General features: G+C 39.7%; 22 protein-coding genes. 17 read left to right on the top strand and 5 right to left on the bottom strand.

Features of this window, described 5'->3' with window-relative positions; all coding sequences use genetic code 11:
- Both VFM80_RS03095 and VFM80_RS03090 read left to right on the top strand, forming a co-directional pair.
- Positions 1–819: 2'-deoxycytidine 5'-triphosphate deaminase (locus VFM80_RS03095; RefSeq protein WP_395069444.1), on the top strand; the 819-nt coding region annotated here is incomplete at its 5' end.
- Between the two features lie 236 nt (positions 820–1,055).
- Positions 1,056–1,751, top strand: a complete 696-nt coding sequence (locus VFM80_RS03090) for an RsmE family RNA methyltransferase (protein ID WP_395069442.1) — start codon at positions 1,056–1,058, stop codon at positions 1,749–1,751.
- A gap of 12 nt (positions 1,752–1,763) precedes the next feature.
- Here VFM80_RS03090 and VFM80_RS03085 read toward each other — a convergent pair whose 3' ends face one another.
- A complete protein-coding gene (locus VFM80_RS03085) occupies positions 1,764–2,921 on the bottom strand; it encodes a lycopene cyclase family protein (RefSeq protein ID WP_395069440.1) in 1,158 nt (385 codons plus the stop codon).
- Between the two features lie 143 nt (positions 2,922–3,064).
- On the opposite strand from VFM80_RS03085, the gene VFM80_RS03080 reads away from it, so the two are divergent.
- Positions 3,065–4,084, top strand: a complete 1,020-nt coding sequence (locus tag VFM80_RS03080; RefSeq protein ID WP_395069438.1) for a threonine aldolase family protein — start codon at positions 3,065–3,067, stop codon at positions 4,082–4,084.
- Between the two features lie 85 nt (positions 4,085–4,169).
- Here VFM80_RS03080 and VFM80_RS03075 read toward each other — a convergent pair whose 3' ends face one another.
- Positions 4,170–5,069 (bottom strand): 3-methyladenine DNA glycosylase, encoded by a 900-nt coding sequence (locus VFM80_RS03075; RefSeq protein ID WP_395069436.1) that lies wholly within the window; start codon positions 5,067–5,069, stop codon positions 4,170–4,172.
- Between the two features lie 149 nt (positions 5,070–5,218).
- Between VFM80_RS03075 and VFM80_RS03070 the strand changes: the two genes are divergently transcribed.
- Positions 5,219–6,082, top strand: a complete 864-nt coding sequence (locus tag VFM80_RS03070) for a UbiA family prenyltransferase (protein ID WP_395069434.1) — start codon at positions 5,219–5,221, stop codon at positions 6,080–6,082.
- Here the strand turns inward: VFM80_RS03070 and VFM80_RS03065 are convergent.
- The gene (locus VFM80_RS03065; protein WP_395069432.1) at positions 6,045–6,482 is read right to left on the bottom strand and encodes a hypothetical protein; all 438 of its coding nucleotides are present in this window, start codon (positions 6,480–6,482) and stop codon (positions 6,045–6,047) included. The genes VFM80_RS03070 and VFM80_RS03065 overlap by 38 nt on opposite strands.
- Positions 6,483–6,632: 150 nt before the next feature.
- Here VFM80_RS03065 and VFM80_RS03060 point away from each other — a divergent pair, with 150 nt between their 5' ends.
- The 12 genes from VFM80_RS03060 to VFM80_RS03005 all read left to right on the top strand — a co-directional run bounded on the left by VFM80_RS03060 (position 6,633) and on the right by VFM80_RS03005 (position 20,638).
- Positions 6,633–7,265: a thioredoxin family protein gene (locus VFM80_RS03060; protein WP_395069430.1), complete on the top strand. Its 633-nt coding sequence runs from the start codon at positions 6,633–6,635 to the stop codon at positions 7,263–7,265.
- Between the two features lie 91 nt (positions 7,266–7,356).
- Positions 7,357–8,535 carry an aspartate aminotransferase family protein gene (locus VFM80_RS03055; protein WP_395069428.1) on the top strand — a complete coding sequence of 393 codons (1,179 nt, stop codon included), beginning with the start codon at positions 7,357–7,359 and terminating at the stop codon, positions 8,533–8,535.
- Positions 8,536–8,771: 236 nt separating this feature from the next.
- A complete protein-coding gene (locus VFM80_RS03050) occupies positions 8,772–10,493 on the top strand; it encodes an NAD+ synthase (protein ID WP_395069426.1) in 1,722 nt (573 codons plus the stop codon).
- 99 nt (positions 10,494–10,592) lie between these two features.
- On the top strand, positions 10,593–12,599 hold the full coding sequence (locus VFM80_RS03045) for a LysM peptidoglycan-binding domain-containing protein (RefSeq protein WP_395069424.1): 2,007 nt from the start codon (positions 10,593–10,595) through the stop codon (positions 12,597–12,599).
- A 5-nt stretch (positions 12,600–12,604) separates the two neighbouring features.
- On the top strand, positions 12,605–14,248 hold the full coding sequence (locus VFM80_RS03040; protein WP_395069422.1) for a S41 family peptidase: 1,644 nt from the start codon (positions 12,605–12,607) through the stop codon (positions 14,246–14,248).
- Positions 14,249–14,268: 20 nt separating this feature from the next.
- The gene (locus VFM80_RS03035) at positions 14,269–15,102 is read left to right on the top strand and encodes a PHP domain-containing protein (RefSeq protein WP_395069420.1); all 834 of its coding nucleotides are present in this window, start codon (positions 14,269–14,271) and stop codon (positions 15,100–15,102) included.
- 1 nt (position 15,103) lies between these two features.
- On the top strand, positions 15,104–15,574 hold the full coding sequence (gene ribH / locus VFM80_RS03030; RefSeq protein WP_395069418.1) for a 6,7-dimethyl-8-ribityllumazine synthase: 471 nt from the start codon (positions 15,104–15,106) through the stop codon (positions 15,572–15,574).
- A 74-nt stretch (positions 15,575–15,648) separates the two neighbouring features.
- Positions 15,649–16,476 (top strand): isoprenyl transferase, encoded by an 828-nt coding sequence (locus VFM80_RS03025; protein WP_395069416.1) that lies wholly within the window; start codon positions 15,649–15,651, stop codon positions 16,474–16,476.
- A 29-nt stretch (positions 16,477–16,505) separates the two neighbouring features.
- Positions 16,506–18,962, top strand: coding sequence for an outer membrane protein assembly factor BamA (bamA, locus tag VFM80_RS03020; protein WP_395069414.1), 2,457 nt, complete (start codon positions 16,506–16,508; stop codon positions 18,960–18,962).
- 35 nt (positions 18,963–18,997) lie between these two features.
- Positions 18,998–19,498 carry an OmpH family outer membrane protein gene (locus VFM80_RS03015; protein WP_395069412.1) on the top strand — a complete coding sequence of 167 codons (501 nt, stop codon included), beginning with the start codon at positions 18,998–19,000 and terminating at the stop codon, positions 19,496–19,498.
- A gap of 49 nt (positions 19,499–19,547) precedes the next feature.
- Positions 19,548–20,069, top strand: coding sequence for an OmpH family outer membrane protein (locus VFM80_RS03010; protein WP_395069410.1), 522 nt, complete (start codon positions 19,548–19,550; stop codon positions 20,067–20,069).
- Between the two features lie 23 nt (positions 20,070–20,092).
- Positions 20,093–20,638: an OmpH family outer membrane protein gene (locus tag VFM80_RS03005; RefSeq protein WP_395069408.1), complete on the top strand. Its 546-nt coding sequence runs from the start codon at positions 20,093–20,095 to the stop codon at positions 20,636–20,638.
- A gap of 58 nt (positions 20,639–20,696) precedes the next feature.
- On the opposite strand, the gene VFM80_RS03000 is transcribed toward VFM80_RS03005, so the two are convergent.
- Entirely contained in the window at positions 20,697–21,809 is a 1,113-nt protein-coding gene (locus VFM80_RS03000) for a vWA domain-containing protein (protein ID WP_395069407.1), read from the bottom strand.
- Positions 21,810–21,908: 99 nt separating this feature from the next.
- Here VFM80_RS03000 and VFM80_RS02995 point away from each other — a divergent pair, with 99 nt between their 5' ends.
- Positions 21,909–22,535 (top strand): ribonuclease HII, encoded by a 627-nt coding sequence (locus VFM80_RS02995; RefSeq protein WP_395069405.1) that lies wholly within the window; start codon positions 21,909–21,911, stop codon positions 22,533–22,535.
- 14 nt (positions 22,536–22,549) lie between these two features.
- Here VFM80_RS02995 and rodA read toward each other — a convergent pair.
- Positions 22,550–23,760, bottom strand: a 1,211-nt coding sequence (gene rodA, locus VFM80_RS02990; protein WP_395069403.1) for a rod shape-determining protein RodA, incomplete at its 5' end; no start/stop codon positions are given.

Genomic DNA, 23,760 nt, shown 5'->3' with positions numbered 1-23,760 from the left:
GAAACCCTTTCTGCTAAAGCCAATCCAAAAAGTTCAACCGGAAGGCTTGATGTATTTACCAGAGTGATCACCGATTACTCTCATCGCTTTGAGGAAGTAACACCGGGATATAAAGGAAATTTATATCTGGAAGTAGTGCCAAAATCATTTTCCATCAAGGTAAAAACCGGTCAGCGGCTTAATCAGCTAAGAGTACGGCATGGATTTGAAGTATTAAAAGATCAGGACCTGCTACGGGTTCATGGAGCTGATCCGTTGCTCTTCAATGAAGAGCGGAAGCCGGTTTCAATGGAGAAGATAAAGGTGAAGCAGGGGCTATTTATGAGCGTACACCTGAAAGGAAAAAAGGGTGAGATCATTGGCTACAAAGCTAAAAAGCACAATAATTACATTGACCTTGATAAGATCGGTCATTATGAAGTGGATGAATTTTGGGAGCCCATTTATGCTCAGCAAAATGATCAGCTGATTTTGGAACCTGAAGCATTCTATATCTTTGCATCCAAAGAACGAATTCGTGTTCCTGCACATCTTGCCTGTGAGATGATGGCCTATGATACAGGTTCAGGCGAGCTTAGAACCCACTATGCAGGTTTTTTTGATAGTGGTTTTGGCGGGACTGTTGACGATAAAGGAGCTCGGGCTGTACTCGAAGTCCGTTCACATGATGTCCCTTTTATGATTGAGGACGGACAGACGATGTTCAGTATGCAATTTGAACCAAATGCCGAACGTCCTGATTTTGTGTATGGAGAAGAGATTGAAAGTAATTATCAGGGACAGGACCTTAAACTTGGTAAACATTTCAAGCAACCATGAGTCGTTTTTTAGTTACGGAGTGTATTTGTCACTCTCGTAAATTTTCAGAGATAAAGGAATATGCTCAGGAAAATGACCTGAATACTGTTGAAGAACTTCAATCCGAGAAATTTTGTAGCTGTGGCTGCGGGCTTTGTATTCCATACATAGATTTGATGTTTGAAACCGGGGGGACAGAATTTGAACCCGGCGCTCATTACAAAAGAAAACCGAACACTGAATGATGCTGCTGAGTTATGGATAACGTTTTCTACACACATCCTGAAAATATAACGGGGAGCAGATTAGAGCTGACCGATCAGGAAGCCCGACATGCTGCAAAAGTGCTGCGATTTAATATTGGAGATGAGCTTTTTGCTTCGGACGGAAGAGGAAGGTTTTACCGAACAGAGATCACCTCGATCTCGAAACGATCAGTTTCAGCTGAGATATTAGAAACTACTTCAGAACCGGAGCCAAAGTTCAAAAAAGTACTGGCATTCGGAGCCATAAAAAAAAGAGACCGTCTGGAGTTTGCCGTCGAAAAAGCCGTTGAGTTAGATGCCTGGGAAATCTGTGTGTTTAATGCTGATCATTCCGAAAGATCCAAGATCAATGAAGAGCGGCTTCATTCCATTGTTTTGAGTGCTTTTAAACAAAGTAAGCGAAGCTGGCTTCCTAAAGTAGTATTGCTTAATTCCCTGGACGAAGTGTTTGATCATTACAAGGATTTTAACCCGGTTATGGCTCACATGGATGCGGAATTGAACTCATCACTAAACCCTGATCATTCAAATACCCTGTTGTTGATAGGCCCCGAAGGAGGTTTTTCTGATCGCGAAGTTGAAATTGCCAAAACGAAAGGGACAAAATTTATATCATTAGGGAAAAATCGTCTTAGGGCCGAGACAGCTGTTATTGCAATGTTGTCTCAGTTTATTTTTACTGAATAAACGGTAGTAATCTCAACGCAGATTTTTCCAAATAGCCTTGAAGAAGGGTGTATATGGGACGGAACTCATGATCTTTAAGTCCTGACGTACATTTGTTCCTTCCTCAAGGAACCTGAAAATGTCATCTAACTTATTCTTCTTAAACAGGTCATGGAATACACGTAAACTATCTTCTGTGGAGTTGGAAAGAATGTGTAGAAGCAATAGATCGTAATAGCGATATTTAAATTTTGATTGTTGAGGAGGGAGGGGATCAAAACCTTGTATCAAATTTTGAGCGAGGTTTTGAGTGTATTCCTGAATACGGGTAAAAGTGTAGCCGGTACTGGGTTTTGTTTGTCCGCCTACGACTCCTAAGTTGAAAATATTATTATCATAGAATGGAATATGAGGCTGATCTTGCATTGGGATCTCTCCATATTCCTTACGCTTTATCTCATAATGTTCTTTATCTAAACCAAACTGATGGTAGAGATAATGTCTTATCTTTTCTTTGTATTGTTTCTTTTGAAGTGGGTCTTGAGAAAACACGGTGAATTCAAGTAAAGCCTTTTCATGGGTGTAAGGTAAAACATACATAAAACCAATTCCCGGGCTAAAATCATCGTCAAAGTCCATGATTGTAAAGGTCTCGGGATCAAAAGCCGGTTCTATTGTTTTTACTTCCCACCCTAAAAAGTGTTGGATAAGTGGATATTTAATACTGCTTTCATCGAGCCCCTTTGGCTTCATTACGCTTTGAAAAATGTAATTAGCAAGGAAACTGTCACCCGATTTAGTCAAAAGTACAGCTTTGTTCTTGTTGGCAGAAAAATCAAGGATATTATCCTCAAGCAGATCAAAGTTTTTGTACTTCCTTAATTCTCGAAGCACATGCTCTCTGAAATCCCCACTTCTAATACAGTAATAAGTGTACTCATTAAGGTAGCGAAAGGTGCTATATTCCAATACAGAGACCCAGGTCTTTTTCCACTTTTTATAAATGATCTCCTTAAAAGGCGGCTGTTTATTGGTCCAGAAACACCAGGTCTTATCATTGATCGGGGCAAAAGTCGAATCAACAACCAATACCTCTCCTTTGTATCCACCTTTTGCTAAATACCAGGCAAGGCTTAATCCGGCCAGTCCACCACCGGCGATTATGATGTCGTATTTGGCCTCAATCTTCAATGAATAATGTCCCCCGGGTCAATAAATAGCTAAAAGCAAAGGTTCGAATTTTTAATTTTTTTTTCATGCCTTGAACAGGTGAAACTTATTATCGCAACAGGTATTGAGTATATTCCATGAAAATGAAAAAGCAAAATAAGAAAATGATTGATTTAAGAAGCGACACTATCACCCGTCCAACTCCTCCAATGCTCGAAGAAATGATAAAGGCAAACGTTGGGGATGATGTTTTCGGGGAAGATGAAACCGTAAATGTTTTTCAGGATAAAGTTTCAAAAATGTTTGGGATGGAAGCCGGACTTTTTGTTCCCAGTGGCACCATGAGTAACCAGTTGGGCATTAAAGTGTTAACTGAGCCCGGAGATGAGATCCTGATCGATTATAAGGGACATATTTTTAATTATGAAACAGGAGCAGCATCAGCATTGTCAGGGGTTCAGGTGCGAACATTGGATGGTAAAAATGGGAAGTTAAGTATTCCAATTTTAACGCATACTAAAAGAGGCCATTACGATTGGGAGCCTAAAACCAAGGTGATTTGCCTTGAAAATTCCACGAACAAAGGAGGTGGAGTTTGCTACGATAAAGAAGAATTGAGAGCGATCAAGAATTTTGCTGATGATGAAAACTTGTTTGTCCATTTGGATGGAGCTCGTATCTGGAATGCAATAACTGCAACCGAGATCGAGCCGGAATTTTTTGGAGGGATTGCGGATACCATGTCAGTTTGTTTTTCAAAAGGATTGGGTGCTCCGGTTGGATCTATGCTTCTTTCATCTAAAGAACATATTGCCAAAGCACGCCGCTACCGGAAGATGTGGGGAGGCGGCATGCGTCAGGTTGGATTATTGGCTGCTGCTGCAGATTATGCCCTGGAGAATAATTGGGATAAACTAAAAGAAGATCATCGCAGAGCTAAAGAAGTAGCCCAAGTGATCTTTGATAGCAAATATCTGGCGGTTGACATGAATAAGCTTCAAACCAATATCCTGCTTTTTGATACGGTGAATGAATCTGCAGAAAGCATTTTGGGGAAACTTGAAAACAAGGGAATTAAAATGATCCCTTTTGGCCCTAACACAATCCGAGCTACTTTCCATTTTGAGATCACAGATAAGGATGTGGAAGAGGTTAAAGCTGCATTGGTTGAAATTGGGCAGTGACAATTAGAAAACAGGGAATTGAAAGGTTTATATAAACTCAGGCAGATAATAAAAAATTAGCTATCATTATTTCAACTGTCAACTGTCAACTGTCAACTGTCAACAACAAATTCCGCATTTTTTCGATGATCATCTTCCTAATAGGTAATCCTTTTTGAAAGATCATTTCCTGTTTTCGCTTGTACTCTTTGCGGCCCGCTTCCGTTTCAATTTTGATGGGCTCCAGTCCCTGCTCTCTTAGGTCATAGGGGCTTGCTTGCATATCAATATGCCGGGCTTCTTTGGCTAATCTGAAAGCTTTCAGAATGAGCAAACTTGGAATCCATGGATATAACTTAAAAGCCCATTTATATAGGTCCATATTGGAATGGATGCATCCCGGTTGTTCTGTTTCATGAAATTTTTCGCGGGACAGTTCAAACCTATTCATAGGTTGTGCCGGTTTGGTAAAGAACCGAAAAGCATCGAAATGAGTGCAAAGAAGAGGACGGGATTCTACAAACTCAGCCAGTTCATCCTGCTCCATACGCATCGGTACCTGACTGTGACGCGGATTGTCTGATCGATACACCATAGCCCATTCATGCATTCCAAAACACCCGAAAGATGGCTTGTTTGATTGGGTGTTTTCCAGCATTGTTATCATCCACTCGAGGGAAGAGATCCTTTTTTCAGGAAAAAGAGCAGGATCAATAAAAGCCATATTACCCTGAATTTTAAACTCACTGATCTCAGGAAGTTGTTCAAGGTCAGAGAAAGATAAGTTCACCCCAATTCCGGGCGACCATTTTCTCAAATTAGAAGGCCTAAAAGCATAATATTCAAATAAAAAATCCATAACAGGATCTTTCATATGGCGGGAACGGGCATCCAGATAATCATGAAGCAAATCATCAACCTGAGATTGATGCTTTTCCTTTATGGGAAGCCAATCTTTTTGAGGAATTGTTTTCTCGGCACCAATTTGTTCGGTTTCTAATAACATATGTTAAAGATAAGGAATGATAACTGATAAAGTGAGAATTGATATGGGCGAGAAGTAAAGATTCAAAACTTAAAATAAAGAATTAAATTTACGTTGGATTACTGCATTTTAAATTTTGATTTATCGAGGATAACATTGTCAGGAAGATCATGCTGAAGCAACTTTTAAACTTCTTTATTCATCTGCGGCTGCATTATCAATTTTTTATTCTCTCCGGAGGATATTTACTTGCAGCTTTATTCGTGGAAGATGTTAATTGGACTCAGTTTTGGCTTCAGTTCTTAAATGTACATGTACTTCTTTTTGGCGGCGCTACGGTCTATAATTCCTGGTGGGATAAGGATGAGGGTCCAATTGGTGGTTTGCAGCACCCTCCAAAGATGGAGAAGTGGATGTGGCCTGCTTCCATGATCTTACAATATGCTGGATTGGCATGGGCTGTAACTGTAAATTGGAATTTTATGATCATCTATGCGATAAGCATGCTGTTCTTTTGGTTGTATTCGACGCCGTTAGCTCGCTGGAAGGGGCATCCAATTTTAAGCCTGATTGCCATCGGGGTCAGTACAGGAACCAATTCTTACTTTCTCGGTTTTTTAGCTGCAGGCGGATATCCCATAACTAGTTTTGAAGACCTGATAGCGATAGGAGTGGCCTCCATTATTTTAAGCCTGTATCCGATATCACAGATCTATCAAACAAAAGAGGACCTGGAAAGGGGAGATCAAACCTTTGCTTTGCAATATGGAATAAAAGCGGTTAAAGGTCTTTTTATTGTACTTTTCCTGGCAGGTTCTTTAATTATTACCTTTGGCTTGTACCAAATGAATTATCTGCTTGGTATTCTTTTTGGCATTACCAGTCTTATTGCCTTAATGATAATTGGGGTGATCATTATTAAGCTCAAAGGGCAGGAGTCCGAATACAAAACAGTGATGAAGGTGAAATTATCAGCCTCTCTATGTTTTGTGCTTTTTATGCTGGGATGGATCGCCAAGGACCTTCTTCATTAAGCATTGAGGCTGCTTCAGCTAAAAGGGCACCAAAACTCAGCTCTGGATGAACAATATCATTCAGTAGCGTAATAGTTACAGGCTTTTCAAGGATAGTTACATCACCGGGTAAATTCAGCTTGAATTCGCTTGAGTTCTTGGTGCCTCTTTTCTTTATAAGAGTAACTTTGGTCCTTGATGACGAATTCATTTCTTCCAGAAATGTATTGGTGAATGAGTCTTCAAATTCTAAATCTAAAAAGGTATAGGAAGGCTGATGTTTGGTTGCGATTTCCATTGCCTCATCCAAAGAATAGGCATAGTAAATGACTTCGATCTTTAATTCGGAAAGCATATGAGCAAGTTCATGTTGGGTAACAACATCCTGGCTCATAACTAAACATGACTTTAATCTTTTCATAATTGATCCTTTTTCTTTGATTTCTTGACTATACGAACACCTTAAATGATTGGATTGGAGAAAATTTTACTGATCAACCCAATCAGTACTATCAATCAATATCTAAAAGTGGATTTCTTAGATTTAGATTCACTAGAAAGAGGCTACAAAATGCAGAATGTTACAAATACGTTGATGGATGAGGAAATTATAACCGATGCTTATACCTATCACGAATATTCACAGTTGATTGAGGAGGGGTTCAAATCTGGCAGAACCACCAACAATGACAACCGCCAAAATATGCTTGATCATACTAAAATAAATATCCACAGGAGTTTACGTTGGGATAAAAGAGGGGAGATATCTTCTGAATTAACCCAGAAACTCATAGATTTCAGAGGTGAAATGGTATGGTTGGTAATATCGGAGGGCTGGTGTGGAGATTCTGCTCAAACAATCCCTTTTATCAATAAAATGGCAGAAATATCTGATAATATTACGTTAAGAATTATTCTGCGGGATGAGAATCCGGAGGTAATGGATATGTTTCTAACTAATGGAAGCCGCTCAATTCCAAAGCTTATTGCACTCGAATCCAAAACAATGGAAGTGCTTGGAACATGGGGGCCGCGTCCTGAAGAAGCTCATGAACAATATATTACTGAAAGGAAGGATCCGAGTATCCCAAATAGCATAGCAACAGAAAACCTACACTTATGGTATGCCAGAGATAAAGGAAAGTCGATTCAAAATGAGTTTATGGAGTTGTTGAAGAAGTGGGAAGAGGAATTCAAGATTTAAAATTACCTTGCGAGTAATGACTAATTTTACACTTTGAATCTTTAATTTTGAATTACTTAAATATCTTAAGCTAATTCTCATTCAGAAAATCATGCTCGAAAAATTTCTCCGCCATATAGCCCAAACCAGTGATGCTCCTATGGGACTCGAAGTCAGCCATGCGGAAGGACCGTTTATTTTTACCAAAAAGGGTAAACGCTTTATAGATTTCATTTCAGGTATTGCGGTAAGTAGTCTTGGGCATCGGCATCCTAAGGTGATAAAAGCAATTCATGAGCAAGTGGATAAACACTTACATGTAATGGTTTATGGTGAATTCGTGCAACAGCCCCAAGTGGACTTTGCAGAACTGCTGATTTCTAATTTGCCTAAAAAGCTGGAGCAGGTCTATTTAGTTAATTCAGGAACCGAAGCTACCGAAGGTGCACTCAAACTCGCCAAAAAATACACCGGCAGAACGAAATTGATTGGTTTCAAAAACAGCTACCATGGGGATACTCATGGTTCGTTGAGTGTTACCGGTAGGGATGTGTATCGTGACCCGTATCTTCCGCTTTTACCGAATGTTTATTTCCTGGAATTTAATTCTGATAAGAATCTTGATTTGATCGATGAAGAAACGGCAGCGGTCATTATGGAACCTATTCAGGGAGAAGGAGGGATCATCCCGGCGCAAAAGGAATGGTTGCAGAAAATAAGAGAAAGGTGCGATGAGGCCGGTGCGCTGCTTATCTTTGATGAGATCCAAAGCGGTTTTGGAAGAACAGGAAAGCTTTTTGCCTTCGAACATTACAAAGTTGTGCCTGATATTTTATGTATCGCCAAAGCCATGGGAGGCGGTATGCCGATTGGCGGATTTGTTTCATCAACAAAGATCTTCCAGAGCTTTAAATATGATCCTCCGCTAAATCACGTTACCACCTTTGGGGGGCACCCGGTATCGGCCGCCGCTGCTCACGCCAATTTTAAAGAATTACTATCCGGCAATTATCTAAGCCGGGCCGTAGAAATTGAACAAACGGTAAAGTCTAAATTAAAAGGAAAGGGCATTTTAGAAGTTCGGGGTATGGGAGCGATGCTGGGACTTCAACTCGAAAGCCGGGAACTCACCAAAAAAGTAGTAGAAGAGTGTTTTGAAAAAGGAATTTTACTCGGCTGGACACTTCATTCCAACACACTCATCCGTCTTGCCCCACCACTGACCATTGAAAATGACTTATTGAACGAAGTGTTGGACACGATCTTGGAGGCTGTTGAAAGGCATTCGTAATTTAACGGAGAGGTCTGTAACTGTACATTGGTGTTCACAAATCTTCCGGCTTTGGCTTTTTCATGGCAATGAACATAGCCTTTATGGAACCCGGGAATGCGAAGAAGGTGTATGTCAAGTGATGAATTATTAAGTGATAAAGCGAGCTATAGTGTTGTTTATAAAACCTGCTTCATTACTCCTCACTTTATCACTTATCTCCTTATCTTGGTCACGAACTAAATAAAAGAGAAACTGTGCGCATACGACTTGAACAACTCAATCCCACTATTGGAGATCTTTCCGGAAATAAAGAGCTTATTCTGTCTTCCATAAAAAAAGCAGAAGAAGATGGGGTAGAAATATTGTTATTACCCGAATTAATGACCTGCGGTTATCCTCCCATGGATTTGCTGGAGAGAGAGGTTTTTCGTGAGCTGATCTATCAGGTTAATGATGAAATAGTGAAGACGACCGGAGATATGGCTGTAATTTTTGGATCTATTACCAAGAATTTGACAGGAACCGGGCGTAAGATGTACAATTCGGCAATAATAGCACAGAATGGAGTTGAGATAACCCGCGTTCACAAAGCACTGTTGCCTACCTACGACGTATTTGATGACCTCCGCTATTTTGAACCCGGCAACAAGTTTGAACCGGTGATGATAAACGGATTTCCATTCGGGATAACAGTTTGTGAAGATATCTGGTTCAATGACAATGATATCCAGTATCATCTTTATGATAAGAATCCTGCCGAGATTCTGGCTAAGAACGGAGCAAAAGCTATCATCAATATTTCGGCTTCTCCATTTAACAAAGACAAACCGGTTACCCGCAAGAACATGCTTCAGAAGCATGCAAAAAATCTCAAGTTGCCGCTCTTCTATGTTAATTCAGTTGGCGCACAAACGGAATTGATCTTTGATGGTGATTCTTTGGCTTTCAATGGGAAAGGCGACATGAAAGCACGCTCGAAGCGATTTGTACCGGATAAGATAGACCTCAATTTCAATACGCAAACATTTGAAGTTGAAGCGATCTCTAAAGTGGAAGAAAACTTTAAAAATCCGCCAAAAGAACAGGTGATGTTTAATGCACTGGTACTTGGTGTCCGGGATTATCTGCAAAAGAGCAAGGCAGCTGAAAAGGTCATTCTCGGATTGAGTGGAGGCATAGACTCGGCTTTAACTTGTGTAATTGCTAAAGAGGCGTTAGGCGCTGATAATGTAAAAGCGGTTACCATGCCTTCAGAGTTCTCCTCGGAAGGAAGTGTCAGTGATTCCGAAAAGCTCGCTCATAATTTGGAAGTTGAACTGTTGGAGATCCCTATCCAAGGAATTTATGATGCGTTCAATGAAGCGTTAGCTCCTCATTTTAAAGGGACTGAATTTGGTGTCGCTGAAGAAAATCTTCAAAGCCGGAGCCGTGGAGATCTATTGATGGCACTTGCAAATAAATTTGGCTATATGCTGTTGAATACCGGTAATAAATCGGAGATGGCAGTTGGTTATTGTACGCTTTACGGTGATATGGCCGGCGGGCTTTCTGTGATCTCTGATGTATACAAGACTGAGGTCTTTGAGATCTGCCGTTGGTTGAATAAAGAATATTATGGACAGGAAGTTATCCCTGAAAGTATAATTAACAAACCGCCCAGTGCAGAATTACGACCCGATCAAAAAGATTCAGATTCTTTACCGGATTATGGAACATTAGATGCTATTTTGAGATACTATGTGGAAGAGCAACGGTCGAGAGAAGAAATCATCAATAATGGAATTGATGCAGAAATTGTTGACAAAATACTCAGATTAGTTGATCTAAATGAACACAAACGCTTTCAGGCACCACCCGGGCTTAAGATATCAACGAAAGCATTTGGTAGCGGACGCAGATGGCCTTTGGCACAACAATGGACAGGGCAAGAGAAAAAGCTAATTCAATCCGGAAAAATTAAAGATTCAAGGCGCTAATTTTTAATTTGGTACGTTGTCGAGCCAATGAGTTAAACTCTCCCAATTCAATACAATAATTAGTACTTTAAATAAAATTTCAAAAATCATCTCCACTTCATGCTAAAAAATTTACAGAAAGCGGCTATTGCCTTAACCTGTTGTATGTTTTTAGTCCCCGGTATTTACGCCCAGGACACTACTGCAACCATCGATTTAAAAGACATGCCACTCCGTCTGCTGGATTACCAAAGTCCAATGCAAGGATTAAAAGGCGGGGATGGACTCACTGAGCAGCCTGCAATGCAGGAATTGGACAATTTCCAGAAAGATATCATGAGTCGCATTTCTGATATTTATCGCATTCATATCAATGCAATGGAGGCACAGATAAATAATGACCCTCTCGAAGCAGAAGCTAATATTAATGATGCATTAGCTGCTACACAGGGTTTATTGGACGACTATCCCGAGATCAGTGGAGATCGGAGGTTTACTGAATTGTACAGATCTGTGATTGCAGAATACAGGCAATTCTATGGGATTACAGAAACTGGAAATGAGCCTCAAGGTGAAATTTTTGCTATCCAGGAAGAGCTTTTTTCTGAAGATAACAGCTGGATGGTTGAGGAGTATGATTTTCCCGATGACCTAAATTTCAATAAAACCGAGGTTCCTCTTATACAAAATGATAAGGTGAATCGGCACTTAGTTTATTATACACTCCGGCGTCCGGAGGTGATGGAAACTTGGTTGCAGCGTGCAGTGAAATATCAGCCTATGATGCGGAAAATATTTCGGGAAGAAGGTACTCCGGAAGAACTCACATATTTGGCTTTTATTGAAAGTGGGTTGAACCCGAATGCAAAAAGCTGGGCGGCTGCGGTAGGAATGTGGCAGTTTATTCGTGCAACCGGTTCGGTTTATGGACTGGAAGTAAATTGGTGGGTTGATGAACGCCGTGATCCTGAAAAAGCAACCAGGGCTGCAGCACGACATTTAAAGGATCTTTATAATGTCTGGGGCGATTGGCATTTAGCAATAGCCGGTTATAATATAAGTCCACGGGGTCTTAAACGTGCTATTCGCAGGGCAGGTGGGGTTGAGGATTATTGGGCAGCCTACCCTTACTTACCCAGAGAAACCCGTGGATATATCCCCGGATTTATTGCTACCACTATGATCGGGATGAATCCTGAAGAATTTGGATTTCAAAAAGAGTATGAAGGAGAGCCATACAACTATGAAGTTGTTGAAGTTGAAGGCCTGATGGAACTGGAAGATCTTGCTAAGGCGGCAGGTATCTCCACAAACGAATTGAAGGAGTATAATCCGGAATTATTACGTTGGGCTACGCCTCCGGGCGGAAAGTATCCACTGAAGATACCGGTTCAAACCAAGCAGGAATTTTTAGCCAACTATGAAGATATCCCAAAAGAGAATCGTAGCCAGAATATCACTATGCATACGGTTAGACGCGGGGAATCATTAGGTATAATTGCCAGAAAATACGGTACCACTGTAGCCGGCTTGTATGGCTCGAACGAAAATCTTTCAAGCACGATCTATCCGGGCCAAAAAATTGTGGTTCCTCTACCAAGGGGAAGTGCTTCACAGATATCAGTAAATCAACCTACAAACCAACAGCGTAGTGTTAACACCCGCCGTTCTTCTTCCTCAAATACAGTTAGTCCACCGGCGAACTCCACTTCGCTTTCTTACAGAGTAAAAACAGGGGATACTGTAGGGCACATTGCAGAATGGTATGACGTGCGTGCCTGGAATATCAGAACTTGGAACGGAATAGGTAATACGATCCGAGTTGGACAAACGCTTTCAGTGTATGTTCCGAACAGCAGAAGAAATCACTATGAGAAAGTTAATGAGATGAGTTATGCAGAGAAGCAAGAAATTGAACGGAAGCAACGCCGCGGTGAAAATATATTTATAGCTGCAGCTACTTCCTCAGATGGCGGCAGTGCTACAACCTATACGGTTCAGGCTAACGATACCCTCAGTGAGATTGCAGAGAGTTTTGGAATTGGACTGAGCGAATTAAGAAGATTAAATAACATTTCAGGAAACCGTATTTACGTTGGGCAAACACTTCGCGTTTCCTCTAACTAAACCACATGACTAAAAAAGGGAAATATAAGGCAGCATTTGCGGCAGTAATTATTGGTTTGGCTTCAGTGGGTATTGCTGCACAGCAAACGGATATCTATTTCCTGATTAAAAAAAACTTCAGCATTTTCAGTAAAGCATATGAAAGTGTAGCGCTTGAATATGTTGATGAAGTTGATCCTGAGATCCTAATGCGTAATGGGATCGATGCGATGCTTGAAACGCTGGATCCCTATACAGTGATGTTTAATGAATCTCAGAACGAGCAATCAGAGATCATGTCGCGAGGGAATTATGCCGGCATTGGTATTGAGGCAGGATACCGTGATGGAGAGGTGGTAGTGATTGCTCCTGTAGAAGGCGGTCCGGCCGAACAAGTTGGAATCAGAGCCGGAGATGTTATAGTTGCTGTTGATGGAGTATCGACTGAAGGGCTACAGCCTGAAGAAGTAAATGTATTGACAAGTGGAGAAATTGGGTCTGAAGTAACCGTCACTATTGAACGGTTTGGTTTAGATCAAGAGCTTGATTTTACTTTAACCCGAAAGCGCATCGAAGTAACAAATATCTCATATTCGGGTTTAATTGGAGAGAATGATAAAACGGGATATATCCGCCTGAGTCAATTTGGAAGTAATTCTTCAGAAGAAATCAGAGAGTCTCTTATAAATTTATCAAATGAAGCAGACTTAGAAGGACTTGTATTAGACCTGCGAGATAATCCGGGAGGTATTCTACAGGAAGCCGTAGGTATAATCGATAAATTTATTGAACCCGGTATTACAGTGGTGGATATCAGGGGAAGAGTAGCTGAATACAACCAAACATTTATGACTCGAGAGCCTGTAATGTTTGAAAAACCGATCGTAGTACTAATGAATGGGGGAAGTGCAAGTGCATCAGAGGTAGTTGCTGGAGCCTTACAGGATCTGGATCGTGCATTGATCATTGGTGAACAAAGTTTCGGTAAAGGATTGGTACAAATAGTGAAACCGCTGCCTTATAATACCTCTCTTAAGATTACTATATCTCGGTATTACATTCCAAGTGGAAGGAGTATTCAAGCAGTTCAATATACTCATCAGGGAAAAAACGATGTGGTCATGGATGTAGATTCCAGCCGTCAAGAATTCAAAACTCGAAACGGAAGAACTGTATTTGAAGGTCGTGGTATAGAACCGGATATTGAAGCCGGAAATGAAGAGTTAAGTATACTTGAGATCGCCCTGCTTCAAAAAGGGCTTTACTTTGATTTTGCTACAGAGTATGAGTCGCAAAACTCTGATTTTGACTATTCTGAATTGCCTGATCCGATATTTGAAGATTTTAAAAAGTACCTCGAAGAAAATAACTTTATTTACAGAACTGATTCTGAAAAGCTGTTATCAGAATTAAAAGCCGAACTTCAAGGAGTGGAAGGAGCGTCCGATCAACTTGAATCGCTAAATATGGCTATTGATAGGGAGAAGTTATCTCGTTTTGAAGAAGATACACCCAATATAAAACGGACATTGTTTTTGGAGTTGATATCAAGATATGAAGGGCAGTCAGGAAGAGTTAAAGCCGGGCTTAGATCAGATCCGGAAGTACTGAAGGCGCTTGAATTTATTTACAATACAACAGATCTAAATAAACTGCTTGCAGGGGAATAAAAATGCTCCCAAAAGCGGATATGCATATACACACAACTTGTTCTGATGGCAAGCTAACGCCTCAAGAAGCTGTTGAGGTGGCTAAGGAAAAAAATCTTACCAGCCTTTCGATAACGGATCACGATACTTACAAGGGATATTTTGAAGCAAAAGACAAAGCAGAAGCTTTAGATATCGAGCTTATTCCCGGAGTTGAGATCACTTCATCTTTTGGAGATAAAGAAGCTCATATTCTGGCTTACTATTTTGATCCTGATACAAATTACCTGGAAAATTTTTTAACCGAACAAAGGACAGCACGAAAAGATCGAATCAAAGGAATTATCAGAAAAGTCCAGAAAGAAGGTCTGAATGTGGAATACGACGAGGTCTGGGCCGAGGCGAATGGTGCAAATATCGGAAGGCCACATTTGGCAAGGGTTCTTACTCAAAAAGGATATGTGAGTAGTCCTAAAGAAGCATTTATACGCTATTTGAGTAATCAGAAACTGGGGGCTATCAAAAATTACTATCCTGATTATAAAGAAGTGATTGAGATAGTCAAAAATGTAGGCGGGGCCTGCGTGATCGCACATCCGGGAAAAATGTATTCTTTGAAAGAAATTGAAGCATTTATAGAAGCGGGCATTGATGGTATCGAGTGTGTTCATCCAAGTCATAATTTCGCATTGCAAAAAAAATATACTGAGCTTTGTACTGAATATGGTCTGCTAATGACAGGAGGCAGTGATACACACGAAGCAAAAGATGCTGTTTACATGAATTTAGGAGTGGTGACAATTGCCTGTAAGCACATTGAGAAAATGAAGAAAATGACAGAACAGCGTAAAAGTATCATTGAAATAAAAAATTGATATGGCAACAGAATTTATTGAGGGAACAACCAATCCAGGTAAGGTGAAAATTGGAATTGTAGTTTCTAGATGGAACTCAATGATCACAGAAAAAATGCTGGAAGGAGCTTTAAAAGCCCTGAAAGGTAATGGTATTATAGAAGATGATATTACGATAGTAAGATGCCCGGGTTCTTATGAGATACCACTTACTGTTCAAAAAGTAATTGAACACAGAGATGTAGCGGGAGTAATTGCTCTCGGAGTTGTAATTAGAGGAGGAACCCCGCACTTCGAATACGTTTGTGATGCAGTAAATCGGGGAATTACTGATCTGATTTTAAAACATAATAAACCGGTGGCTTTCGGGGTTCTTACTACAGACGATGTAAAACAAGCCCTGGAACGTGCAGGGGAGAAAGGAAATAAAGGAGGAGAGGCTGCTTTAGCTCTTCTTGAAATGATTTCTATTGAACAAAAACTAACATCCTGACTAAATTAATTTACCTTGATAAAGGACGATCAAAGCTCTAATTTTAAAAGCTTCAAAACCATCCGAAAAAACACTTGAAAGAGCTTACATTAACAAATAAAATTCAGACCGAAGAGGACAAGAAAAACCAAGAAATTCTTAAGGATTCCGGTGAGGTTCCGCTTCATATTGCCATAATAATGGATGGCAATGGCCGATGGGCCAAAAATAAAGGAAGCATACGCTTGCACGGACATAAAGTGGGTGTTGATTCTGTTCGTGATATTACTGAATCATGTGCCCAGCTTGGTGTTAAATACCTCACTCTGTATGCATTTTCAACAGAGAACTGGGGCAGGCCATCAGCAGAAGTGAGAGGTTTGATGAAGCTGCTGGTTTCCTCTCTTAGAAAAGAAGCTGATAATTTAAATAAAAATGATATTCGGCTTTCCACAATAGGCCAAATGGACAGGTTTCCTCAAAGTTGTCAAACTGAATTGGAAGAAGCCATTGATCTAACCAAGAATAACAAGAGGTTGGAATTGTGTTTAGCTCTGAGTTATTCCGGACGTTGGGATATAACTGAGGCAGTTAAGAAAATTGCAAATCATGTTAAAGAAGGGCGTTTGGATCCCGAATTGATAAATGATCAAATGATAAGTGATCATCTTTCAACAGCATCTATCCCTGATCCGGATTTAATAATCCGAACCAGTGGAGAGTATAGAATCAGTAACTTTTTATTATGGCAGTTGGCTTATTCCGAACTTTATATAACAAAGACCTACTGGCCGGACTTTAGAAGAGATGAGTTGTATGAAGCTATACGATCTTATCAGCAAAGAGATAGAAGATTTGGAAAAATTCCAACTTCCGAAGACGAAAACTCTTATTCATCTCGTTTAGTTAACAAAAAATCATAAGCATTTAAAGAAAAGGCGTGTTCTTACTTTTGAAAAGATTACTTTTTGCCACCATATTAACGATCGGCTTTACATCACTTCTTACTCAAGCACAAGATATTGAACTCACTGATCCAACTTCATTAATTCCTGCAGAATATGAGATTCTGGGTGTTAGTGTAGAGGGTAATAAAAATACCCGTGAGCAATTTATCATCAATGCGAGTTCATTAGTTACGGGAAGTACACTTGTATATCCCGGAGACGCTTTAAACAATGCAATTCGAAGGTTGTATCGGTCCGGTTTATTTTCTGACGTTAAGATTTATGTAAGTGAGCGTACTGAATCAGGAATTCGGTTTTTAATAGAGGTGGAGGAACAACCTAGGATCCTGGATTACAGTTTAGAAGATATTAAACGTTCTCAGCGCCGTGACCTAGAAGAACTACTTGTTTTGACACCGGGTACTGTTATAACTGATGCAGCCATTGGGCAAGCCAAGAATACGATAAAAAGATTCTATAAAGAGAAGGGGTATTGGTATACGAGTGTGGAGACCCGCACCGAAGAAATAGAAGGTATTGAAGATCGGGTTCGCTTAATCTTTGATATTACTCCCGGTGACAGACTTGAGATACAGGATATCACATTTAATGGGAACGAAGCATTTTCTGACAGAAAACTTCGCCGTAAAATTAAACCTTTAAAAGAAGATGCCTGGTGGAAAATTTTCGGAAAGAAAGTTTTCAAAGAAGAAGATTTTGAAGAAGGAAAAGAAAATGTACTCTCATTCTATCGCAAAAATGGATTTGCTGACGTTCGTATCTTAGAAGACTCTGTGTACACCTATAACTACAAGGACGATAAAACCGGCCTTAGAGTACAATTAAATATAGCTGAAGGTCCTCAGTATAAAGTTAGAAATATTACTTGGGAAGGTAATACTGTATACACTGATGAAACTTTGACTCAGTCGCTCGGTTTTGAAAAAGGTGAGATCTTCAATGAGGAAAAATTTGACAGGAATGTTAATATTAATGAGCGAAACACCGATATAACAAGCTTGTATCATGACATTGGATATCTGTTCTTTCAGGTAGTTCCAAATATCACTAAAGTTGCGGAAGATTCTTTAGATATTCATTTTGAAATTTATGAAGATGAGATCGCAACCATTCAGAAAGTAAGTTTTTCCGGTAATACCCGTACCCATGATGATGTGGTTCGAAGAGCTCTGAGAACAGTACCGGGAAATAAATATAGTCGTCAGGCAATTATCAGAGACGTTAGGGAATTAGGACAATTAGGATATTTTGATCCAGCAAATATTGAGCCTCAGCCTATTCCGGATCGACAAGATAAAACTGTAGACGTAAACTACAAGTTGGACGATTCTCAGAGTACAAGTAATTTTGAGTTTTCCGGTGGTTATGGAGGATCAGGAATCGGCGTGATATTATCAGCCCGAATTAATTTCAATAATTTTTCTATACAAAGAGCATTTGAGAAGGGGGGCTGGACGCCAATTCCATCCGGCGACGGACAGCAATTATCGCTTGGAGTTCAGGTAACCGGTACTGGATATCAAAGTTACAGTTTCGGATTTCAAGAACCTTGGTTTAGAGGTAATCCCACTTCGTTAGGATTCAATGTTTCCTACAACTTGCTGAACTACTCGAACAGCAGTGAGAGAAATGAACTTTTTTCCAGTTCAGTGTCAATTGGAAAGCGTTTAAAATGGCCTGATGATTTCTTTTCTCAGAGAACAGTAGTTGGTTATCAATTATATAATGTTGAAGGTAACGAAGCATTTTTTGCAGAGGGAACATCCAGTCTACTTACTATTGAACAAATTATAGAACGAAATTCATTGAATAACCCGATATCTCCCACTGCGGGTTCCAAGTTCACTTTATCAGGAGAACTGGCTCCGCCATTACCCGGTTTTTCTGAGTATTACAAGTTCAGGACCAATTATCAGTACCATGTTCCTGTTGTAGGAAAATTAGTACTAACCAGTCAGGTTCAATATGGTTATATCGGATATTTTACAGAAGATAAACGAAGTGATCTGAAGAAATTCCTAGTCGGGGGTACTCAACTTCAACAGCGACAGAGTTTTTTATATGATAATATTGATCTCAGAGGATATCCCGGCGGCACAAGAGAAAGTATAGCACCTGTAGTTGACGGGCGAAAAGTAGGTGGTACCATGTTCAGTAAATATTCTCTTGAATTGAGATACCCCGCAGTTGCAAATCAACAAATTCAGATCATACCTTATACATTCATAGATGCCGGTAATTCTTATTTGAATTTCGCAGATTTTGATCCATTTAATGTAAAAAGGTCGGTAGGCTTTGGTGCTCGTTTATATCTACCGGTATTAGGTTTAATTGATCTAAGTTATGGTTACAGGCTTGATGGAGTAAATGTAACAGGTGGAAGAAATACGGTACTGCCAGGAAACTGGGAATTCTTATTCAATATTGGAACACCATTCTAATGCAAATGAAAAGGTATTCATATCTTCTTATTGTTATGATACTCTTCAGTCCAAATACTTTTGGACAGGATCAGACTATAGGTTTCTTTGATTCAGAATACATTTTGGAACAGATTCCTGAATATGAAGGTATTCAGCAACAGTTGGACGTATTTAGCAGCCAATGGAAGCAAGAAATAACCAGGCTGGAGAATGAAATTTTAGAGCTTGAAGAAGATTACGAGGCAAAGGAAATACTATATACCGAAGAAATACGTAATCAAAAGAGAGAAGAAATTGCGCAGAAGAGACAAGCCAAAGAACGGTATACAGCTCAGAAGTTCGGCCCTGAAGGCGAATACTTCACACGTCAACAAACACTATTGGAACCTATACAAAGACAGTTATTTACTGCAGTAAGAGCTGTTGCCGAGCAACAAGGCATGGATTTTGTGTTTGATCGTTCCGGCGATATATATATGGTTTATGCTAATAACGAATTTAACTTAAATGATTTAATACTTGACCAACTTGGTATAGAAGCAGAAGATCAGTAAAAGTATTCAATCGAAACAATTTTATAATAATTAATCATAAAACATGAACATGAGCAAAAAAATAACCATCGCCATTATCCTTTTTGGGACACTATTTACTATTCAGGATGCTTTTGCACAAGTAAAGATCGGCTATACAAATCCCGCGCGGATTTTAAGTACCCTGCCTGAAGTAGAAGAAGTAGATAATCAAATTGAGGCTTTAATTAACGAGAGTGATGCAGAATTAGCTCAAAAGGCCACAGAGTTACAAAAGACATTTACGGATTATGAATCTGTAATGAATACCTTGTCAGAGCAGGAACGAAGTGCTCGTGAAGAAGAACTGATGGCATTGAACCAGCAATTTGAGCAAGATCGTGAAAGCATGATGAATCAAATTCGTCAAAGACGAGGCGAACTCATGAGACCCATCATTGAGAAGATGAATGTGGCTATGCAAGAAGTAGCTGAGGAATTAGGGCTCGACCTTATACTAAATGAGGGTACTTCCAGCGGCGATGCTATTGTGTTTTTTGCAAATAGCGAGCAGATGAATATTACGAATCGAATTATAGAAAAAATCAAATAATAACAGTTAACAAATACATACTAATGAAGAAATTAAGCTTACTTTTACTCTCTTTGTTTATAGCTTTTTCAGCTGTAGATAAAGTTCAGGCACAGGAAGAAACAAAAATTGGTTTTGTTAATCCACAAGTGGTATTAGCTAAGATGCCTGAAATGAGAGCCATTCAACAACGTTTGCAGAACTTTGCAGAAAAAAAACAAGAAGAATTAGCAGAAAAGGAAAGAGCTTTTCAGACTGCAGTTGCTGAATACGAGCAAAAAGCCGGTGTTATCTCAACTGAAGCTAATCAACGTGAACAAGAACAACTCGGACAAATGCAGCAGGAATTGGCTGTAGCTCAACAGGAAGCTGAAGCGGAACTGCAGCAACGCCGACAAGAATTGTTAGGCCCAATGTTTACACAAATCGGAGATGCCATTGATAGTGTGGCTGATGAAATGGGGCTAACACTTGTTCTTAATACTACAACATCAACTGGAGATCAAATTATTCTTTATGCCTCACCTGAGTATCAAGCAGAATTTGATATTACAGATGCTGTGATGCAGGAATTAGGAATCTTCAACTAAAAGTAGTTCTGATTTACTTAACTGTATTAAAGCCGTTCTAAATTGAACGGCTTTTTTTTTATTTCACATTTTTCTTTCTGTTTTGGATGTAATCCTCAAAAATATACCCCCCCAAATCATCCAGAGAAGCAAAATATGCTTTTCCTTTATTAGCCTCCGTCATTTCACGAACAAAACTCTGCAGGTAAGGATCTTGAGCTATCATGAAGGTAGTGATGGTAATTTGGTCTCTTCGGCACTTCACGGCTTCATCAAGCACCTTATTGACGATCTTACGATCTAGGCCAAAGCTGTTTTTATATAACTTTCCTTTTTCGATCATACAGGAAGGTTTACCGTCGGTGATCATGAAGATCTGCTTATTCGCGTATTTTTTTCTCTGAAGGATATGCCGGGCTACTTCAAGTCCTTGTTTGGTATTTGTATGATAGGGACCAACCCTAAGATAGGGTAGGTCGTCTACTGATATTTGCCAGGCTTCATTTCCGAAAGCAACAATATCTAAGGAATCTTTGGCATAGTTGTTCATGATCAGCTCGGATAAGGCCATAGCCACTTTTTTTGCCGGTGTTATTCGATCTTCACCGTACAATATCATTGAATGACTAAGATCGATCAACAATACGGTTGCGACAGAGGTGTAGTGATCAGTCTCATAAACTTCCAGGTCATCTTCCTGCAGATTGAATGCATCTATTGAGCTATGATTAAGCATGTTCAGCATAGTCCCGACACTGTCTATCTGCCCGATATCGTCTCCCTGATTCCATTTACGGGTTTCCGGTTGCCGTTCAAGTCCTTTACCGGCATGAGGTGATTTATGGGAACCCAAGCCTCCTTTTTCAAGATTTTTAAAGATCTCTTCAAGGGAACGCTTTCGTAAACTGCGTTCCGTTTTCTTGGTGATAATAAATCCGGGGCCTTGACCATCTTTATCTATATAGCCTCTTTCGCGTAGCTCATCGATGAAATCTCCGAGAGAATAACCATCATCGAATTGACCCGTAATGTCATATTCATTATCAATTTCTGTAAGCCATTTAAGGGACTGCGATACGTCGCCACTTGATATGGTCAGCAACTGTTGGAATAGATCCCATAGAGTATCAAAGGGAGATTTTCCATTTGATCTCGCGAAACGATCATCCCATTCAAAATATTTAAAGTGCATATGCTTCCTTTTTCTTTATCAAATACTTCCTTAGTCAAATGAGTTCCATATCTTAGCAAAGAATATTACGCGATGGTTTACTGAAAACATGATCATTTAATGAAGAAACTGAAAGAAACAGATCGTCTTAAGTTTGAACGCCAGTTATGGAAAGAGGGATACAGACATGTAATAGGACTGGATGAAGTGGGGAGAGGGTGCCTGGCAGGTCCCGTTGTTGCTGCAGGAGTAGTCTTTAAACCTGGAACCGTAATACCGGAAATAAGAGACAGTAAAACAATCAATGAAAAAGAAAGGAATGCGCTAAGTGATAAGATCAAAAGTGAAGCATTAAGATGGACGGTACAGGAGGGAAGTATTGTTGAGATCAATAAGTTAAATATCCTCTGGGCTTCATTAGAGACCATGAAGAAATGCGTTGACAATTTAGATCCATCACCGGATTATCTATTAGTGGATGGTAATAGATACCTGGACTCCTTAATTCCATATACTTGTTTGGTAAAAGGCGATAACCGGTCCATGAGTATAGCCGCTGCATCAATTTTAGCCAAGGTGTATCGTGACGATCTTATGAAAAAATTACATAAAGAATTCCCTGAATATGGATGGGATACAAATGTAGGATATCCGACTTCAACTCATAAAAGAGCTTTGAAGGAATTTGGTTATACTAAATACCATCGTACTTCTTTCAATCTTGGAACCCGCCTCAAAAGGCTTTAAGCTAGAAATACTTCTTATCTGTAAATACTGAATTCACGTTTATAGAAGTCCATATTCAAGCATATGGCAAGCATAATGGTATTGGTTAGAAAAGCAGATCCTCCATAGCTTACAAAGGGAAGAGGTAATCCAATTACAGGTAACAGAGCTGATGCACTGCCAACATTTATGAAAAAATGAACAAAGAAAACAGAGGTGATACTTACCGTAACTAATTGGGCAAAAGGATGTTTATGACTGCCGGCCATATTTAATAATCGTACAAAGAGGAACAGAAAAGTCAGAATAACTATTCCTGCTCCTATAAAGCCGAATTCTTCCCCAATTACACAAAATATAAAATCAGTCCACTGTTCCGGTAAAAACTTTAACTGAGTTTGAGTTCCTTCTGTAAACCCTTTACCTGTTAGACCACCAGACCCAATGGCTGTTTTTGCCTGTATCACATTCCACCCAGCACCGGTTGGGTCGAAAGAAGGATTGGTAAAAGCGGCAATCCTGGCAATTTGGTGAGGTTGTAATAATTGAGTAATAGCCAGTTGTACTCCTGATACAGTCAGAAACCCGGTAATAAGAGAGGCAATTGTTAGCCATATTCTTCTTTGCACAAAAAATATAATAACTGTTAAAATTATAGCTGCAGTTACACCATAGTACCATTCAATGATCGATAAATAGGCAATTACGGCAGGTGAAATTATATATAAAGAGACCCCATAAGGAAGACCTGACCAAAAAAGCATAACGGGTATGAGAGTCAAAAATATAAGTGACGTGCCGAGATCATTTTGTAATAACACCAAAATCGTTGGGATCAAAATGATGACAACTGCAGTGATCGCATAACGTACATTTTCAGCTGAGATATCCCTTCTGCTGGTCAGGTAATTTGCAGCTGCCAGTATAGTAGCTAACTTCATTAATTCACTACTCTGTCCACCAAATGGACCGATGCTAAACCAGCTTTTTGCACCGTTAATTTCTGTACCAAACATTAAGGTCAATATCATTAAGATGAGCCCAAAAACATAGAACGCATACGAAAGTTGTATAAAAGCTCTGGGTGAGATGAATTGTACACCTATTAAAAGAAAAAATGATAAAGCAACAAAGCCGGCCTGCTTGTAAAAGTTAAATTGAATACTTTGAGGAAGAAATTCTGACACCGGGCCTTGTGTAGCACTGTAAATGGCTATAAGGCCTATGGTTGATAATAAAACCCAGG

Source organism: Gracilimonas sp. (assembly GCF_035704785.1).
Lineage (GTDB): Bacteria > Bacteroidota > Rhodothermia > Balneolales > Balneolaceae > Gracilimonas.
This window is presented reverse-complemented; position numbering and strand designations above follow the sequence as displayed.

What these genes read in the sequence shown, in the direction of transcription:
- VFM80_RS03040 (WP_395069422.1), top strand. Translation starts at nt 12,605, where the DNA reads ATGACTAAAAAAGGGAAATATAAGGCAGCATTTGCGGCAGTAATTATT.
- VFM80_RS02995 (WP_395069405.1), top strand. Translation starts at nt 21,909, where the DNA reads ATGAAGAAACTGAAAGAAACAGATCGTCTTAAGTTTGAACGCCAGTTA.
- VFM80_RS03035 (WP_395069420.1), top strand. Translation starts at nt 14,269, where the DNA reads ATGCATATACACACAACTTGTTCTGATGGCAAGCTAACGCCTCAAGAA.
- VFM80_RS03005 (WP_395069408.1), top strand. Translation starts at nt 20,093, where the DNA reads ATGAAGAAATTAAGCTTACTTTTACTCTCTTTGTTTATAGCTTTTTCA.
- VFM80_RS03080 (WP_395069438.1), top strand. Translation starts at nt 3,065, where the DNA reads ATGATTGATTTAAGAAGCGACACTATCACCCGTCCAACTCCTCCAATG.
- VFM80_RS03065 (WP_395069432.1), bottom strand. Translation starts at nt 6,482, where the DNA reads ATGAAAAGATTAAAGTCATGTTTAGTTATGAGCCAGGATGTTGTTACC.
- VFM80_RS03010 (WP_395069410.1), top strand. Translation starts at nt 19,548, where the DNA reads ATGAGCAAAAAAATAACCATCGCCATTATCCTTTTTGGGACACTATTT.
- VFM80_RS03090 (WP_395069442.1), top strand. Translation starts at nt 1,056, where the DNA reads ATGGATAACGTTTTCTACACACATCCTGAAAATATAACGGGGAGCAGA.
- VFM80_RS03000 (WP_395069407.1), bottom strand. Translation starts at nt 21,809, where the DNA reads ATGCACTTTAAATATTTTGAATGGGATGATCGTTTCGCGAGATCAAAT.
- VFM80_RS03055 (WP_395069428.1), top strand. Translation starts at nt 7,357, where the DNA reads ATGCTCGAAAAATTTCTCCGCCATATAGCCCAAACCAGTGATGCTCCT.
- VFM80_RS03060 (WP_395069430.1), top strand. Translation starts at nt 6,633, where the DNA reads ATGCAGAATGTTACAAATACGTTGATGGATGAGGAAATTATAACCGAT.
- ribH (WP_395069418.1), top strand. Translation starts at nt 15,104, where the DNA reads ATGGCAACAGAATTTATTGAGGGAACAACCAATCCAGGTAAGGTGAAA.
- VFM80_RS03075 (WP_395069436.1), bottom strand. Translation starts at nt 5,069, where the DNA reads ATGTTATTAGAAACCGAACAAATTGGTGCCGAGAAAACAATTCCTCAA.
- VFM80_RS03015 (WP_395069412.1), top strand. Translation starts at nt 18,998, where the DNA reads ATGATACTCTTCAGTCCAAATACTTTTGGACAGGATCAGACTATAGGT.
- VFM80_RS03045 (WP_395069424.1), top strand. Translation starts at nt 10,593, where the DNA reads ATGCTAAAAAATTTACAGAAAGCGGCTATTGCCTTAACCTGTTGTATG.
- VFM80_RS03070 (WP_395069434.1), top strand. Translation starts at nt 5,219, where the DNA reads ATGCTGAAGCAACTTTTAAACTTCTTTATTCATCTGCGGCTGCATTAT.